A 16,641-nucleotide genomic window follows, 5' to 3' on the forward strand; every position below is an offset into this window, starting at 1 on the left:
TCCCAGACAGCCGAAGCTTACGCCTCTGCCGGCGCGTCCTTCTTGCTCAGGTCTTCGCCCGTTTCCTGGTCGACAACCTTCATCGACAGGCGGATCTTGCCGCGATCGTCGAAGCCGAGGCACTTCACCTTCACGGCATCGCCGACCTTCACCACGTCTTCGGTCTTGGCGACGCGCTTCGGCGCCAGTTCCGAGATGTGGACGAGGCCGTCGCGGCTGCCGAGGAAGTTGACGAAGGCGCCGAAATCGACGGTCTTCACCACCTTACCCGTGTAGATCACGCCGACTTCCGGTTCCGCGACGATGCCTTTGATCCAGTCGATGGCGGCTTGCGCCTTCGTGGTATCGGTGGCGGCGACCTTAATGGTGCCATCGTCCTCGATGTCGATCTTGGTGCCGGTGGTTTCGGTGATCTCGCGGATGACCTTACCGCCGGAGCCGATGACTTCGCGGATCTTATCCTTCGGGATCTGGAAGGTGGTGACGCGCGGGGCGTTGCTGGACACCTGACCGCGCGGAGCCGACAGACCCTTGGCCATTTCGCCCAGGATGTGCAGACGGCCGGCTTTCGCCTGTTCCAGCGCGATCTTCATGATCTCGCGGGTGATCGAGGTGATCTTAATGTCCATCTGCAAAGCGGTGATGCCGCTTTCCGTCCCGGCGACCTTGAAGTCCATATCGCCCAGGTGATCTTCATCGCCCAGAATGTCCGACAGAACGGCGAATTGGTCGCCTTCCTTGATCAGACCCATGGCGATCCCGGCGACCGGGCGCAGCAGCGGCACGCCCGCATCCATCATCGACAGCGAAGCGCCGCAGACGGAAGCCATCGACGAGGAGCCGTTGGATTCGGTGATTTCCGACACGACGCGGATCGTGTACGGGAACTTTTCCTTCTCCGGCAGCACCGGATGCACCGCGCGCCAGGCAAGCTTGCCGTGGCCGATTTCGCGGCGACCCGGCGAGCCCATGCGGCCCGCTTCCCCGACCGAATACGGCGGGAAATTATAGTGCAGCATGAAGTTTTCGCGGTATTCGCCGTCCAGCGCGTCGATGATCTGTTCATCCTGGCCGGTGCCGAGCGTGGCGACGACGAGGGCCTGGGTTTCCCCACGGGTGAACAGGGTCGAACCGTGGGCGCGCGGCAGCACGCCGACTTCGGCGACGATCGGGCGAACGGTCACAAGGTCGCGGCCGTCGATGCGGCGCTTCGTGGACAGGATATTGCCGCGAACGATGTCCGCTTCCAGATCCTTGAACTTCGCGGCGACGAGATCGGCGGCGAAGCCTTCTTCGACCAGCTTGGTGACGGCTTCGGCCTTAGCGGCACCGACCTTTTCGTAGCGCACCTGCTTCTGCACTTCCGAATAGGCGGCGGTCAGCGCGGTGGCGGCAACTTCCTTCAGGCGCTTGGCCACGGCGGTTTCGGCTTCCGGCGGGGCCGGCAGGTCGAAGGGTTCCTTGGCGGCGGCATTGGCGAGGTCGATGATCGCATCGATCACCGGCTGGAAGCTATCGTGACCAAAGGCCACGGCGCCCAGCATAATTTCTTCGGAAAGCTCCTTGGCTTCCGATTCGACCATCAGCACGCCATCGTTGGTCCCGGCGACCACGAGGTCGAGCGCGCTTTCCTTCACCTGGGCGGGGGTCGGGTTCAGCACGTATTCGCCATTGATATAGGCAACGCGCGCCGCGCCGATCGGGCCAAGGAAGGGGGCGCCCGAAATCGTGAGAGCGGCGGACGCGCCGACCATCGACACGATATCGGGATCATTTTCCATATCGTGGCTTAGCACAGTGCAGATCACCTGGGTCTCATTGCGGAACCCATCGGCGAACAGCGGGCGGATCGGACGATCCACCAGGCGCGACACCAGCGTTTCCTTTTCGGACGGGCGGCCTTCGCGCTTAAAGAAGCCGCCCGGAATCTTACCGGCGGCGAAGGTCTTTTCCTGGTAGTTCACCGTCAGCGGGAAGAAGTCCACGCCCGGCTTCGCGGCTTTGGCATAGACCACGGTGCAGAGCACGGTGGTTTCGCCATAGGTGGCCAGCACGGCGCCATCGGCCTGGCGGGCGATGCGGCCCGTCTCCAGCGTCAGGGTGCGACCGCCCCATTGAATTTCTTTCTTGAACACATTGAACATCGTCGTTCCTTCCATCGTTCGTGCGTCGGGGGTGCTTTCACCATCGCCGCCGCGCGGGCTGGGTTTCCCTCAGGATGCAGCCCGCCCCACCCTGCGCCGGACCTGTCGAAAATCAGGCTTTCGATCCGGCTGTACCGCGCTGACTGTAGCGCAAAAGCAAACGATCCGCCCTTCGGGGCGAAGGGCGGATCGCTTTTAGTCTGCCATCCCAGGCGGCGCGATTAGCGACGCAGGCCGAGGCGTTGGATCAGGGTCGCATAGCGGCCGTGATCGTTGCGCTTCAGGTAATCCAGCAGGCGGCGGCGCTGACCGACGAGGACCAGCAGACCGCGACGCGAGTGGAAGTCCTTCTTATGGCCCGACAGATGGTCGGTCAGATTGCGGATGCGTTCCGACAGGATCGCAACCTGGACTTCCGGCGAACCGGTATCGCCTTGCTTGGTGGCATATTCTTGAATGAGCGCAGTCTTGCGCTCGGCAGTGATCGACATCGGGGGCTCCCAAAATCAGAGGTTGAAAACGCGGCTCGGGCGCAGGTTTTCCCCCTCGCGGTGACAGAGCGCGACCGGAGTTCCCTCCGCAATCGCGACCAATACCGTTTCCGGGGAGCAATCCACCAAAACGCCCCAGTCGCTCGCGGGGAGCGGCAGGGTTTGTCCATGGCGGAGGCGCTGCGCCGATGCTACCGGAATGGCCAGAGCCGGGATGTCGTCCAGCACGGTCAGGATCGGTAGCAGTCGATCCGACAGCGGCGGACTATGATCAGATTCCCCGGCTGAATCCAGAAGAATCGCGTCCGCCTCGCTAAAAACCCCAACTTTCGTGCGCCGTAGGGCCGACAGATGCCCAACAGTGCCCAAAGCCAAGGCAATGTCACGTCCCAAGGAGCGCACATAGGTGCCTTTGCCGCAATCGACCTCGAACACCGCATGATCGGCGTCAGGCATCTCACGCAGGCGCAGATCGAAAATCTCCACCGGGCGCGCCGCCAGTTCCACCGCTTCCCCGGCGCGGGCGAGATCATAGGCGCGCTGGCCGTCGATCTTGAGGGCCGAATAGGCGGGCGGCTGCTGAAGGATGGTGCCGAGGAAGCGCGGTAGCACCGCATCAATGGCGGCGCGGTCGGGGCGAACGTCGGAGGTGGCGGTAATCTCCCCCTCCGCATCCTCGGTTGACCGGGCGATGCCCCAGCGCAGGGTAAAGCGGTAGCTTTTGCGCCCGTCCATCACCAGGGAAACCGTCTTGGTCGCCTCGCCGAAGGCCAGCGGTAGGATGCCGGAAGCCAGCGGATCGAGCGTGCCGCCGTGCCCAACCTTTTCGGCATTCAGCAGGCGCTTGGCTTTGCCGACCACCGCTGCCGAGGTGACGCCGAGCGGCTTATCGACCACCAGCCAGCCGTGGATGGGCTGGCCCCGGCGCTTGCGGCTCATGCCTCCTCGGTGCCTTCATCATCCTGGTGCGCGGCAAGATCGCGCTGCACTTCCGGGCGGTTGAGCAGTGACCCGATGCGCGCCGCCTCGCCGAAGGACGTATCCGGCTGGAACGCCAGTTCCGGCACGAATTGCAGGCGCAATTCTTTCGCCATCTGACCGCGCAAATAGGGCGATGCCCGGCGGCAGGCACGGACCAGCGCCTTTTGCGCCTCCGGCGTATCCTCGCCGCCCAGTTTGATCACGAAGGCGGTGGCGTGGCGCAGGTCGGGGCTCATGCGCACTTCCGTCACCATCACCGACGCCCCGGCAAGATCGGGATCGCGCAGCCCATCGCGGGTAAAAACCTGGGTGAGCACATGCCGCACCTCTTCCCCCACGCGCAACTGACGCGGCGACGGCGCCCGGCCTGCGGAGGAGGAAAGTGTACCGGAAGAGGCGGGATGGGACGGGCGGGGCATGGTCATTGTCGCTTCGCTAAAGAGGGCGAGGACAATAGGCATACCGATCATCTCTGTCAATTGACCCCTGACCCGAAAGGCCGGGCAGGCGTGCCGCCCCGGTTGGCAGCGGCACGCCTGCGACGGAAGGTCTACCCGATGAACGTTACGAACAGAACGGTTGCATTGGCGGCGGCGGTGATCTGTGCAATCCCCGTCCCGCCGTTTCGACGCAGCTTGATAACTGGCGGTGTCGTGCTTTGGTTCAAGATCATCGGGAACGAACCATTGATCGTGATCGCCGTTTGCCCATTCGCGGCCCATGATAGGGTTTTTACCGCACCATTGGCGACGACCGAGAAGGTTCCGGTTTCGGTCGTCCCGAGGTTCGCCAAAGCGATGGTCACGTCGAATTGCCACAGGCCGCTATTGGGAATGCCTGTCGTCAGAATGGTCGCATCGCCGCGCAGAACCTGCGGGTAAGGAACCGTGATTTCCGTCGTGGCCGGTACGTCCAGAACATCGGTGCGGCGGGCGAAGACGAAGCCGTTATTGACCGGGTTTCCGACCGTCAGCTTGCCCGCCTCGATCATTTGAAAGGCGGCATCGGGATGTGGGGCTTTATTAATCTTCTTCTGGTTCGGTGCCGTCAGTGTAATCCACAAAGGACTATCGACAGTGATGTTATTGTAAGTTCCAGTATCGCCAAGATAGATACCGTCAAAAGGAATGCCGCCTTGGGCGTCGGCCCGGAAGGCGCATTGCTGCATATCAATGCTATTGACAGACGCTGATCCCAGTGTTCCGCCAAAAACGACGCCTTTATTGGGAATCATCACCTGATTATTTTGGGGATCGAGATGACTTATGAAGCGGCATTGCTCGATAATCCCGTTTGTTAGATACTCTAACCGGATCTGAGCGCCAACATTACTGTCGAATTCAATCTTGCGAACCGAGAGATTTTGCGCAGAACTGTTGATGCGGGTAACGCGCAAGCCTGCGGCCAGATCACCGGACGCTCCGGCTCCGTTGCCGGCAATAATGCCGCCGTCGATGTCGGCGCCTGCCCCAATAAGAACCCCGCCGCCATTTGCCTGAACCTTAGTGTTCTGCCAATAGAGTATAAACCCTAAACCGCAATATCCGGCGATCCCATACCCACCATTTTGAATGATTTCCGTATCGCGGATATGAACGATACTTTGGATGGCATCGGTCGTACCAATGGCAAAGATCGAGCTAACCTCGGTCAGCGTACAGGGTTGAGAAATTTTAACCTGAAAATCGCTCACCACCTGCGTCACCAGGGCGCCGATTGGAATGCCCGGGCCGAAAACCCCGTTGCCCACGACCAGCCGTGTCAAGAACCCGCCCGCCGCCCGGTTAAGCTCGTTACTGCCGGCGGTCTTGCTAACGTCGGTGATCTCCGTATAGACGGTCGAGACCAGCGGAGATTTAACAGCATCACCGCCGAAATTCTTGATGACGAGATCGCTGAGATACCAATCGAAAGCCCCCGTCAGACTTAGGGCCGATTGTCCGGGGATATCGGATTTCCCCGTCAGGGTCATGCTGGCAATCGAGCCATTCTTAAGGAAGCGGTACCCGACGGCCTGGGTACAGGTTAGGAGAGTGCCGGTTCCCCGATAATCGAGAATACTAATGTCCTTGCCCTCGCCAAAAAGCTGCGGGCCGGGGGCGTGATTATTTACAGGGGCAGTGACTGTTAAGGGGCCGTCGAGACGGAACGTGCCTGCCGGTACAAAGACGGGCCGACCGTTCGCCGCTGCCAGAGCTTGCGTAAAGGCCGTCGTGCTATCGCTGCCGTCCGGTAAGGCTCCATAATCCATGACATTAATGAAAGCGCCATAAGGGTTCGCCGGCGTTGTCATGCTCTCTCCATGGGTAGATTTATGTTCGCAATTTCATGTGCGTGCGATATTTCACTCAAGAAATTTCGATCATCACAATGAAATTCATGAGTCTATTTTGATGTTATTCAAAATATATTTCCCATTTTTTTTCAATCTATTTATTTTATATCAAAACGGTTTACCCATCTCAAGAGATGGTTTTGTTAATTTTATAAAAGACACGTAAAAATCACAACGCCGCCAGAAACGGCAGCTTCTAGCGGCGCAAAGGGGATATTTTTTGGTCTAAAAAGAGTGTCCCGATCAGGCGACGGCGCTAATAGGTTCAGCGGGCACCACCGGTTGCAGTGTCACCCGGTCGCCAATCGCCGTTAGGAAATAGCCTTCCGGCACTTCGTTCCAGCACGCATCGCTGCGGTCGAGCGGTTCAGAGAGGACCAAGACCGATCCCGCCCCTTCGGTGAAAGCGCAGGTGCCGTTTTCAACCTGAACCTGCTGGCCCTGCGCATAGAACAGCGTCGGCGCGGCTTGGTCGGAGGAATAGCGAATAGCATAGAGCCGTTCGCCATCGGTGGCGCAAGCGGTGAGGCGCAGCGGTTCGGTCACGCCCTGGGCCTGCATCGCGGTTTCGATATCGGCGATGGTTTTCCGGTAGGCATCGGCCGGGTCCGACAGCAGGCCGTTGCCGATCAGCAGCATAAAGATGATTTCGCTGTCGGTGGTGCCAATCCGCTCGTTATACAGCGCTTCTGGAATCTGAAACTCCAGGCAGCGGCGGACCTTATCGTAGCCGCCGATGCGACCATTGTGCATGAACAGCCAATTGTCGTGGCGGAACGGGTGGCAGTTCTGCCGCGTTGTTGCGGTGCCGGTGGAGGCGCGGACGTGGGCGAAAAACAGCGGCGATTCGATCTGTTCAGCCAAGCTGCGCAGATTATCGTCGTTCCAGGCGGGGCGAATGTCGCGGTACAGGCCGGGCTTCTTCTGCGTGCCGTACCAGCCCACGCCGAAGCCATCGCCATTGGTCGCCACGCTAGCGCGCTGGCAGGCGAGCGACTGATTGATCAGCGAGTTCTGCGTTTCGAACAGCAACGCGTGCAAACGCAGGGGAGAACCGGAGTAGGCGAGCCAACGGCACATGGTCAATCCCGACCGGGGCCGCGTGACCACCCTCCCCGGAGGGTAGCTCACCGACACCCATCTGACATTTCAGTAACACGATCGTAGCAAAGCCGCCTCCCGCTGTCGAGACGCTGTTTCTAAATTTTTCGTTATCGATTCGGTGCTTATCCGTTCCGCCTGCTGTGCCGCGTGAGGGATTAGGGCGCGTCTTTCGTGTCTAAAGGATGTCGGTCCGTCGCAGCGTCAGCGTCGTCGATCCGTTCGGCACTGTCGGGGAAGGTCGTTTCGGTTGCGGCGTCTTCTTCGCCAGGGTCGAGGGCGATGGTTTCACTCTCTTCGCCCGGCTCGCGCGTCAGGTTCCAATCGCCAACGCCCCAGGCGGCCAAACGCGCCCGCACGGCGGCGGGGCGCGGCAGATCGTGGCGTTCCAACTGCTGATCGGGAAAGCGCAAGGCGCCATAGAACAGGCCTTCCAGCGCCGGGATCCGCTCTGGCCGTCGCAAGCGATTAAAAACAACCCCCTCGGGGATGCGCCCGGTCGTGGTTTCCCCCGCCCAATAGGCGCGCGCGACATAGTCATCCACCGTCTCGCTATCGTAAGCGGCGAGAATTTCCGTCCACAGCGAATCATGCAAAGAGACGGCAAAGAGCCCCCGGGTCTCGGCGACCTTCAGCACATGGCCCGTCAGCGCGTCGCGGTTGGTATCGTGATAAAGCCAAGCATCTTCTAGCCGGTCGAAGACCAAGGCCGCCCGTCCGCGTGCCGGATAGCCCGCCAGATGGGTGGCGCGGTAATTCTCCAGCACGATCTCGGCCCGTTGCACCCGGCGCTGGGCGGGCTGTTCGATCCCCAGCGCCTCGGCGGCCTGGGGTGCCCCGACGACGGTCAAGGCCACGGGCGGCGGCTCCAGCACATCCCCCGTCTCCACGCGCCCGAACAGGCTCACCTGCTTGCGCACTGTGGGCAAGCGCGGATCGAGCCAAAGATAAAACCGGCGGCGGCGGTTGGAGACGACGAGATTGACCATGCGGCCTCCCTCACAACAAACGGGATGCTGCGGCAGGTGTACCCCATGCCGCGCCGCTGCGATACCGCAAGATCGTTCAGGCGGGTTTCCGGGCCAGAATCACCGCGAAATCATCGGTCAGCAGGCCCTCGCTGAGGCACCAATCTTCGAGCGCGATCAGGCGGGCAAGGTGCCCCCCGGCATCCGTATGGAAATGCTGAGCGATTTGGGCCAGCGCCAGATGCAGAAGATTGCCGCCGTAGCCAAAAAGCCCCTCGACCGTAAACCAAGTCGGCAGCAACGGGACGATTTCGGCAGAGCGAACGGCTTCGCTGGGGTCAACGGCGATCACCTGCTGGACCGTGGGGCGGATGTAGCCGCGCCGCAAGTGCCCTGCCCCGGTGCGCACCAGATCATCGGGCAAGGCGCTGAGAAAGCCGCTGATCAAGCCCGTCTGCACATCGGGCCATTGGAACCGGCTGGGGCCAATAAACTCGTCGAGATAAAACCAGCCGCCGGGCTTCAGGAGATGCGAGACGGCGGAGTAAAGCCCCTCAAGATTGGCGCAATGATGCACCCCCGCGATCCCGAAAACCGCGTCGAAGCTGCCCGGTTGCAAATCGGCGCTACCGACGGGTAGCGCGTTCATATCGGCGACCTGATGCTTAACCCCCCTTAGGCCTGCGGCGGCGGCCTGTTCGGCAGCCAAGGCCAAGGCCCGCGGCGATAAATCAAGACCGACGGCTTCAGCCGCCCATCCCGATTGAACGATCGAGTTTTCGATACCTGCCGACCCACAGCCCACAATAAGAACCCGCCCCAGGGGCAGGGGGCGGTCGCGGGCGACGCGCTGAAAAAACCAGGTTAAGGCGGGCAGGTTGGCGTCCCCGGTCACCCGTCGATTGATGGTTTGCTGCACCTGGGCAAGGTGGGTCCAATGCTGACCTTCGGCGGTCCAGGTGGCTGGATCGCCCCAGGCCGCATCGACGACATCGGCAAAAATGGGGGCGGGGTCGCGGGCAGAAAACGTCATAATAAGAAGTCTAACCGACTATGTTCGGCTTGTCAGGCGGTGGCGCACCGCGTTGGGTAAAAAGCCTTTGCAGGCTGCGAGTGGGCTTGAACTGCCCGAACGTCGGTGATGGAATGCGCCCTACGATGGATGCGCACCCGGATTCCCCCTGTAAAACTGCCCTGATCTTTGGCATCTCGGGCCAGGACGGCGCCTATCTGGCCCGGCTTCTTCTGGCAGACGGGTACCGGGTGCATGGGACGTCGCGCGACCGGGAAATGTCGGGGTTTGCCAATTTGGTCCAGCTTGGCCTGAAGGCGCAGGTCGGGCTGCATTCCGCCGTCTTGACCGACTTCCGCAGTGTGATCGAGGTGATCGACCGGGTGCGCCCAGACGAGATTTATAATCTCGCCGCTCAATCTTCGGTCGGCCTGTCCTTCGACCAACCGGCGGAAACGGTGAACGGTTGCCTAATCGGTACACTGAATATTTTGGAAGCGATCCGCTTTCTAAAATTAAAAACGCGGTTTTACAGTGCAGCGTCCAGCGAATGCTATGGCAACACCGGTGCCACGCCTGCTGATGAAACCACACCCTTTCATCCTCGCAGCCCCTACGGCGTTGGCAAGGCTGCGGCTTTCTGGGCGGTGGCCAATTATCGCGAAGCCTATGGGCTCTTCGCTTGTTCCGGCATTCTCTTCAATCACGAATCGCCGCTGCGCCCGGCGCGCTATGTAACCCAGAAGGTTGTGCGCGGCGCTGCCGATATTGCCGACAAAAAGCGTGACCGCCTCATCCTCGGGGCCCTCGATGTCGCTCGCGATTGGGGGTGGGCGCCCGATTACGTCGAGGCGATGGCCCGCATGCTCCGCCATGATAGGCCGGAAGATTTTGTGATCGCGACCGGGGAAACCCATACGCTCGAGGCGTTCGTGGCCGAGGTTTTTGCCCAATTCGGCCTTAACTGGCGCGACCATGTGGATAGCGACCGTGCCCTGCTGCGCCCGTCCGATATTAGCTATAGTGCCGGAAACCCGGAAAAGGCCCACCGCTTGCTAAACTGGCGGGCGGAAGCACGAATGCCGCAGATCGTGGCCCAGTTGGTCGCGGCGGAAATCGCCCGGCGCCGCAGCCCCGATCCTTCCGGTGGATAACCCACGGTCGCTAGACGTGGCCCCCGCTTCCCCTTAGTTCTGGGAGGCACGGAATTTCTCAAGCGGCAGATCAGGCTTTATGACACGCGCGACCCTTCTTTCCCTCCTAAAGGCCGGTGACTGGTCGCAACTTGCATCCCTGGCCGAGCGGGAAACCGGGACCGCTGCAGGCCTGCTGCGGGCCTTGGCGGCGGGGCATGCGCAGTCCTTGCCCGATTTTTCGGCGGACGATGTGGTTCCCGATGATGATCTGCGCGCCTTCTTGCGTCAGGCGCCAGCGGTTATCGACCGGTTACTGGCGCGCGCACGGGAAGCGGCGGCAGGGCGGCGTCTCGGCGTGGCCGATGCCCTTTATCGGGCAGTTTTAGCGCTGGATGACCGCCATCTCGCCGCCCGGCTCGCGGTTGCTTGGGAGGCGTTCCGCCTGGGCGACCGAGCCGCCGCGCTTCATCACGCCGAGCTGGCCCGGCAAGGGCATCCGGGGTCGGCCGAGGCGGCGGCGGCGTTTGGGTGGATGCAGTGGGACGCTGGGCGGCCTGAGGCGGTTGAAACCCTCGAAACCGCGCTCACGCAGCATCCCGATCATCCGGTCCTCCTCTGGTATCTCGGTCATATCCGCGCCCGCACGGGGCTGTTGGCGGCGGCGGCGCGGCTTCTGACCCGGGCGCTCGAGATCAACCCCGGTCTCGACGAAGCGGCGGTCGCGCTGGCTTGGGTTTATGCCGATATGGGGCGGCTCGATGCCGCGCTGGACCTATCGTACAAGGTTGTGCAACGGGCGCCGCAGCCACACCGCTTGGCGCAGCTTGGGCATTTTCTCAGCGAGAAGGGCTTTTTCGACGCCGCCATTCTGTTGCTGCGCCAAGCGCTCACTGCGACTCCCGCCGATCCCGATATTCGCCGCCATTTGGTCACCGCCCTGTGCCGGGCGGGACAGGCGGTGGAAGCTGGCCCGCTGCTCGATGCGGGTCTGGCTCTGGCCCCGGAGGATCGGGGTCTGCATCTCGGCAAGGCCCTATGGTTGCGGACCGCCGGGGCGCCCGCTCAGGCCGAGATCGCCGCCCATGACATCGTGCGTCGCTGGCCCGATTGGGCGGACGGCTGGTACTTACTGGGCGAGATTAAGCGTGCCGCCGGGGCGATGCAGGAGGCCTTGCACTGTTACGGTCGGGCGCAGCAGCATAATCCGGCCTTGGTGGCCGCGGCCATCGCCCGGTCCCAGGTCTTGCTGCACTTCGGCGCGGCGGAGGAAGCTGCCACGCTGATGGATGCGGTCTTGGCCGACGCGCCCGATCATCCCGCCGCCCGCCGCCAATTGGCCTGGGCGCTGATCGGGCAGAACAGGGGCCGCGACGCCCGCCCGCACCTGCACCGGTTACTGCGCGGCGACCGCCGGAATGAAGAGCTTTTGCTGTTTCTGTCCGTTGCCCTGCATCAACTTGGGCGGCTGACCAGCGCGCGGCTGATCGCCCGGCGTGCCCGGCGGATAGCCCCGGACACGCCCGATATTCTGCGCCATTGCGCGGGGTTGGCGTTGGAGGCGGGCGATTTTGCGGAAACCGAGGCTCTCTGCGGTCGTTTGCTCCAGCTTGCGCCCGATCAGGCGCAGGTTCGGGTGTTGACCAGCTTCGCTCTGCAAGCGCAGGGACGGTTGATCGAAGCCGAACATCATGCGGAGCGGGCTATTCTACTAGCCCCTGAAGCGGCGGAAACTTGGCGCTGTCTGGCGCAACTGCGCCATCGCCAGCACCGGCTGGACGCGGCGGAAGCGGCACTGCGACAGGCCCAGGCGCTGGCACCGAAAAACAGCGACGCGCTGGGGCAATTGGCGTGGGTTCTTGCGACCGATGACCGGCTGCCCGAGGCGCTAGCCGTGAGCCGGGAAGCGGCGGACCTAACGCCGAAAAAGCCCGAACGTTGGTTAGAGTTGGCTGAAATCCTGGCATTGACTGGCGAGGCGGCTGAGGCCCTCGCCTGCCTTGACGACACCCCGGCCCTCATCCCGCCACCGCCCGCCGCCCTGTCGCTGGCGGCGCGTTTGCTCGCGGTTGAGGGGACGGTGCAGCAGGCTGCGGGCGGCTCCCCGGTCCTGGTTTGGCAGGAGGCTGCGCGCCGCGCGGCGATTTTGCTCTACCGGGATCGGCGGCACCATGACGCGGGGCTGACCGTTCTGCGGCTGCACGCGGCGGGCTATGCGCCTGCGGCTGACCTGCTGCGGCTTATCCCGCTGGATGCCCGCCGCTCGCTCTATCTCGAAATTCTCGAATGGCTTGCCGCCTATGGCAGCGCCGAGGAAGCGGCCCGAGTGGCGGCCGCCGCGCAGGCCGCCTTTCCCCGCGATGCGGATATAGCGATTGCCAGCCTCTACTTGCTGCGGATGGCCGGGGCGGTTTCGGCTGAAACCAGCGCGCGGCATCTGCGGCAGTGGGGCCTGATACACGGCGCCGCCAGCGGGCGCACGGCGTGCCGTCCGTCGCCCGCACCATCCTCCGATTCGCGCCTGCAGGTGGCTTATCTCGCGTCGCATTTTCACCAAGCCTTGCTGGTGGATGTGCTGGCTGCCCACGATCCGCAGGTGGTTGGCCTGCATCTCTATACCGATGATCCGGCGCCGCTGCCCGCCAGCCTGCACCAGCGCGTCGCAGTGCATCCGCTGAGCGGGGCGGATTTCGAAGCCTCCTGCATCGCCAATCGCATTGACGTGGTGGTCGATACCGTCGGCCTGCACCCGTTTCATGGGCAGGCGGCGGTCTTGCGGGCCTTGCGCCGCCGCATTGCGCCTTTGCAGTGCGGCTGGCTGGGGGCTTGGGGGAGCGGGGCCGGTCTCTATGATCTGCTCATCACCGATGCGGTCGCCCTGCCGCCCGCTGACCGGGCGCTCTATACCGAACCCGTCCTGCGGCTATCGGGCGGGCAATGGGGCTGGTCACCGCCTGCCGGGGCGCCGCCGGTCGCGCCGCTGCCCGCGCAAACGACGGGGGGGATCACCTTCGGGTGTGCGGTGCGCGGTTTCCGGCTTAGCCCGCTGTGCCTTGAAACCTGGGCCGATCTGCTGGCAGCGGTGCCCGGATCGCGCTTGGTGCTGCTGGGGCGGCACGGGCGGGATTGGGAATTCCGTCAGCGGTTCGCGACCATCCTGGCCGCGCGCGGTGTTGCGGCGGACCGCATCGTCTACCGCCTGCACCGCCCCTATGGCGACCATTTCCACCTGTTCGACGATATTGATATCGGCCTTGATAGTTTTCCGGCCAATGGCGGTCTTGGGCTGATTGATGCGCTGTGGATGGGGGTGCCCGTCGTGACCCTGACCGGCGAGGGCTTAGCGGCCCGCCAGGGCGCGGCGCTGCTGACCGCCGCCGGGGCCGAGGCTTGGATCGCCACGACACCCGCCGACTATATTCGCATCGCCTGTACCCTAGCCGCCGATCCCGCCGCGTTGGCAGAAATCCGCCAAACTCTGCGCGACCGGCTACGGGCCGCCCCGCTGCTGGATGCCCGGCGGGTTGCGGCACAGCTCGAACAAACCTGGGTGGACCGCCGCGATGCCCTGCGCGCGGTAGCCGAGGCGCCCGATCTGAAATCCCGCTGCCGCGCGCTGGCCCGGCACGCGATCGCCGGATGGCTTGCCGATCATGGACGCTTGACCCTGCCGGTACCGGCGGGCGTGCCCGACGTTTCGGTCGTGCTGGTGCTGTTCAATCAAGCGGGCCTAACCTTGCAGACGCTGACCGCCTTGGCCGATCAGACGGGGCTGAGTTTTGAGACGATCATCGTCGATAATGCCTCGACCGATGAAACGGCGGACCTGCTCGACCGGATCGACGGGGCGACACTCCTGCGCAATGCCAAGAACGAGGGGTTTTTGCGGGCCGCCAACCAAGGCGCGGCGCGGGCGACGGGCCGGTATATCCTGTTCCTCAATAACGATGCCCTGCCCCATCCGGGGGCTTTGGCTGCCGCCCTGCACCGGCTTAAGACGGACCCGTCTATCGGGGTGGTCGGCGGGCGGATCCTGCTGGTCGATGGCACGCTGCAAGAAGCCGGGTGCATGGCCTATGCCGATGGGTCGGCTGCTGGATACGGGCGGGGCGCCCCCCCGGACCTGCCAGAGTTCCGCTTCGTCCGCGATGCCGATTTCGTCTCGGGCGCCTTCCTCATGTTGCCGCGCCCCCTGTGGAGCAGCCTAGGCGGCTTCGATCCCGCCTTTGCCCCGGCCTATTACGAGGATACGGACCTTTGTTTCCGGGTGCGGCGGGCCGGGTTCCGGGTTGTCTATGATCCCGCTGTCACGCTGACCCATCTCGAGGGCGGTAGCGCCGTGACTGCCGATGCGGCGGGGGCGATGATGCGCGCCAACCAGGGCCGGTTCTTGGCGGCGCACTGCGACGAGCTTGCCCAGCGCGCGACCCCCGCCAATGCCAAACCCTTGCACGACCGCTGGGTCTCCGCCCCCGCGCCACGCGTGCTGGTGCTCGATAATGTCGTGCCGCATCAGGCGGTCGGCGCGGGCAATCCCCGGGCGCGGCTGATGCTGCAATCGTTGACCGGCTGCCACGTTACCTATTTTCCGCTGTGGGGCGGGGAAGAAACCTGGGAGGAGGTTTACGCCACCCTGCCGGAGACCATCGAGGTTATGCTGGGGCAGCACGCCACCACCCTCGAACGCTTTCTGGAACAGCGCCAGGGCCTCTACGATCTGATGATCGTCAGCCGCCCGCCGAATATGGACCTCGTGGCCGAGATTCGCCGCCGTCGCCCGTTTTTGTTCGAGGGGGTGCGGGTGATTTATGATGCCGAAGCCCTGTTCGCCCTGCGCGATATCGGCTTTGCCGCCCTGCGCGGGACGCCGCTGCCCCGCGCCGAAGCCAAGGGGTTGCTGAAGGCCGAGCTTGATCTGGCCGCCGCTGCCGACTGCGTGCTGACGGTTTCGGCGCGGGAAGCGCGGCTGTTTAAGGCGGGCGGCGCCCCAGCGGTTCAGGTGCTCAGTCACGCGATGCCCCGCCCCGCCGCCTCGCCGCCCTTCGCGGCGCGCGAGGGGTTTTTGTTCATCGGGGCCTTAACCCCCGGAAGCCCGAACGAAGATAGTCTGGTCTGGCTTAGCGAAGCGGTGCTGCCCCACTTGAACGCCCAGCTTGGCCGGGCGCTACCGGTCACCATCGTCGGGGAATGCAGGTCTAGCCGTATTGCGGCCCTGGCCTCGGATCAGATCCGATTGGTCGGGCGGGTGGATGATCTTGGTCCCGCTTATGATGCCGCGCGTGTCTTCATTGCCCCCACCCGCTTTGGGGCAGGGGTACCGTTGAAGGTGATCGAAGCGGCCTGCGCGGGCATTCCCGTTGTCGCAACGCGCCTACTGGTTCGCCAACTCGGTTGGAAAACCGGGGTGGAACTGCTGGAAGGACGGGATGCCGAGGGCTTTGCGGCGGCGATGGCCCGGCTTTACCACGATCCGGCCCGCTGGCAGGCGGTGCGGGAGGCGGCCCTGCGGCGGGCGGAAACCGATCATGACCCCGAGGTGTTCACCCGCACCCTGCGCGGCGTTATCGGCGTGGAGGGGATCGAATGAGGGACGGGTTGGCGCTCAGCCTGCCCTGGCCTCTGCCGCTCCGTCGCCTGCTGCTGGACGGGCGGCGGGCGCTGGACCAAGACCGCCGGGCCGAGGCAGAACGGGCGTTTCTGAGTGCTTTGGCACTGGAGCCGAATATTCCCGAAGCCCATGTTGGGCTGGCGCTTGCCCGCCGTCCAGGCCCGGACTATCGCGCTTGGTTAGCCCGTGTGCAGACAGCGCTAAAGCCGCGCGTTTATGTGGAAATCGGCGTCGAAACCGGGCTTTCCTTGCGTCTTGCTGGGCGGGAGACGCTGGTTATCGGCATCGACCCTGTGCCCCGGGTGCCACCAGCAGAGGCAACCCGCCCCGGCCTGCATCTGTTTGCCATGACCAGTCGCACTTTTTTTGCTACCGCCGATGCGCAGCCCCCGCCGCTTGCTGCTGCGTTGCGCGCGATTGATTTCGCCTTTATCGACGGCGACCATCGCTTCGAGACGGTTTTGCAGGATTTCATCGATCTTGAGGCGCGGATGGCCCCCGGCGGGGTGATCGCACTGCATGATACTTGGCCGCTGAACGCCCATACGGCCTCCCCCCTGCGTCAGACCGGTTTTTACAGTGGCGACGGATGGAAGCTCGTACCCTGCCTGCGTGCTCTACGCCCTGATCTGCGCGTGATGACAGTTGCGACATCGCCGACCGGGCTGACCTTCGTGACCCGGCTCGATCCCGCCTCGCGCTTACTGCACCAGCGGTATCAGTCCATCCTTGAGACCTATGCCCGCCTGCCCTACGGTGCCGCCGTAGAGCGGGAACTGGCGCTGGTTCCCAATACGGGGGCCGCGCTGGATCAACTGTTGGCGTGGCGTCTCCCGACCCTCCCCCGTGCCCCGGAAGCCTAACGATT

At 63.5% G+C, this 16,641-nt stretch carries 11 protein-coding genes; 3 read left to right on the forward strand and 8 right to left on the reverse strand.

Going from position 1 to position 16,641, the window contains the following annotated elements; translation table 11 throughout:
• Nucleotides 1-17: 17 nt before the first annotated feature.
• The 8 genes from pnp to CHR90_RS12630 form a co-directional block, all read right to left on the reverse strand.
• Nucleotides 18-2,159 carry a polyribonucleotide nucleotidyltransferase gene (gene pnp / locus CHR90_RS12595; RefSeq protein ID WP_229671503.1) on the reverse strand — a complete coding sequence of 714 codons (2,142 nt, stop codon included), beginning with the start codon at nucleotides 2,157-2,159 and terminating at the stop codon, nucleotides 18-20.
• A 206-nt stretch (nucleotides 2,160-2,365) separates the two neighbouring features.
• Nucleotides 2,366-2,635, reverse strand: coding sequence for a 30S ribosomal protein S15 (rpsO, locus tag CHR90_RS12600; protein ID WP_094409373.1), 270 nt, complete (start codon nucleotides 2,633-2,635; stop codon nucleotides 2,366-2,368).
• Nucleotides 2,636-2,650: 15 nt separating this feature from the next.
• Nucleotides 2,651-3,574, reverse strand: a complete 924-nt coding sequence (gene truB, locus CHR90_RS12605) for a tRNA pseudouridine(55) synthase TruB (protein ID WP_094409374.1) — start codon at nucleotides 3,572-3,574, stop codon at nucleotides 2,651-2,653.
• Entirely contained in the window at nucleotides 3,571-4,041 is a 471-nt protein-coding gene (gene rbfA, locus CHR90_RS12610; protein ID WP_229671502.1) for a 30S ribosome-binding factor RbfA, read from the reverse strand. The genes truB and rbfA overlap by 4 nt, the downstream gene beginning before the upstream one ends.
• Before the next feature lie 125 nt (nucleotides 4,042-4,166).
• Nucleotides 4,167-5,909 (reverse strand): glycosyl hydrolase family 28-related protein, encoded by a 1,743-nt coding sequence (locus CHR90_RS12615; protein ID WP_094409375.1) that lies wholly within the window; start codon nucleotides 5,907-5,909, stop codon nucleotides 4,167-4,169.
• Nucleotides 5,910-6,194: 285 nt separating this feature from the next.
• Nucleotides 6,195-7,031, reverse strand: coding sequence for a class II glutamine amidotransferase (locus CHR90_RS12620; protein WP_094409376.1), 837 nt, complete (start codon nucleotides 7,029-7,031; stop codon nucleotides 6,195-6,197).
• A 179-nt stretch (nucleotides 7,032-7,210) separates the two neighbouring features.
• Nucleotides 7,211-8,041 carry a hypothetical protein gene (locus CHR90_RS12625; RefSeq protein WP_094409377.1) on the reverse strand — a complete coding sequence of 277 codons (831 nt, stop codon included), beginning with the start codon at nucleotides 8,039-8,041 and terminating at the stop codon, nucleotides 7,211-7,213.
• Between the two features lie 76 nt (nucleotides 8,042-8,117).
• Nucleotides 8,118-9,053 carry a class I SAM-dependent methyltransferase gene (locus CHR90_RS12630; RefSeq protein ID WP_094409378.1) on the reverse strand — a complete coding sequence of 312 codons (936 nt, stop codon included), beginning with the start codon at nucleotides 9,051-9,053 and terminating at the stop codon, nucleotides 8,118-8,120.
• Nucleotides 9,054-9,178: 125 nt separating this feature from the next.
• Between CHR90_RS12630 and CHR90_RS12635 the strand changes: the two genes are divergently transcribed.
• The 3 genes from CHR90_RS12635 (at nucleotide 9,179) to CHR90_RS12645 (ending at nucleotide 16,636) form a co-directional block, all read left to right on the forward strand.
• Nucleotides 9,179-10,186 (forward strand): GDP-mannose 4,6-dehydratase, encoded by a 1,008-nt coding sequence (locus CHR90_RS12635; protein ID WP_094409379.1) that lies wholly within the window; start codon nucleotides 9,179-9,181, stop codon nucleotides 10,184-10,186.
• 79 nt (nucleotides 10,187-10,265) lie between these two features.
• Complete coding sequence (locus CHR90_RS12640) at nucleotides 10,266-15,752, forward strand: tetratricopeptide repeat protein (RefSeq protein ID WP_094409380.1); 5,487 nt, start codon at nucleotides 10,266-10,268, stop codon at nucleotides 15,750-15,752.
• A complete protein-coding gene (locus CHR90_RS12645) occupies nucleotides 15,749-16,636 on the forward strand; it encodes a class I SAM-dependent methyltransferase (protein ID WP_094409381.1) in 888 nt (295 codons plus the stop codon). Before CHR90_RS12640 ends, CHR90_RS12645 begins: the two co-directional genes overlap by 4 nt.
• Nucleotides 16,637-16,641: the final 5 nt, after the last annotated feature.

The sequence above is a fragment of the Elstera cyanobacteriorum genome (genome assembly GCF_002251735.1).
In the GTDB taxonomy this organism is placed as follows: Bacteria; Pseudomonadota; Alphaproteobacteria; order Elsterales; family Elsteraceae; genus Elstera; species Elstera cyanobacteriorum.

Coding starts and splice junctions, on each gene's coding strand:
- rpsO (WP_094409373.1), bottom strand. CDS start 2,635: ATGTCGATCACTGCCGAGCGCAAGACTGCGCTCATTCAAGAATATGCC.
- CHR90_RS12615 (WP_094409375.1), bottom strand. CDS start 5,909: ATGACAACGCCGGCGAACCCTTATGGCGCTTTCATTAATGTCATGGAT.
- CHR90_RS12640 (WP_094409380.1), top strand. CDS start 10,266: ATGACACGCGCGACCCTTCTTTCCCTCCTAAAGGCCGGTGACTGGTCG.
- CHR90_RS12625 (WP_094409377.1), bottom strand. CDS start 8,041: ATGGTCAATCTCGTCGTCTCCAACCGCCGCCGCCGGTTTTATCTTTGG.
- pnp (WP_229671503.1), bottom strand. CDS start 2,159: ATGGAAGGAACGACGATGTTCAATGTGTTCAAGAAAGAAATTCAATGG.
- rbfA (WP_229671502.1), bottom strand. CDS start 4,041: ATGACCATGCCCCGCCCGTCCCATCCCGCCTCTTCCGGTACACTTTCC.
- truB (WP_094409374.1), bottom strand. CDS start 3,574: ATGAGCCGCAAGCGCCGGGGCCAGCCCATCCACGGCTGGCTGGTGGTC.
- CHR90_RS12630 (WP_094409378.1), bottom strand. CDS start 9,053: ATGACGTTTTCTGCCCGCGACCCCGCCCCCATTTTTGCCGATGTCGTC.
- CHR90_RS12645 (WP_094409381.1), top strand. CDS start 15,749: ATGAGGGACGGGTTGGCGCTCAGCCTGCCCTGGCCTCTGCCGCTCCGT.
- CHR90_RS12620 (WP_094409376.1), bottom strand. CDS start 7,031: ATGTGCCGTTGGCTCGCCTACTCCGGTTCTCCCCTGCGTTTGCACGCG.
- CHR90_RS12635 (WP_094409379.1), top strand. CDS start 9,179: ATGGATGCGCACCCGGATTCCCCCTGTAAAACTGCCCTGATCTTTGGC.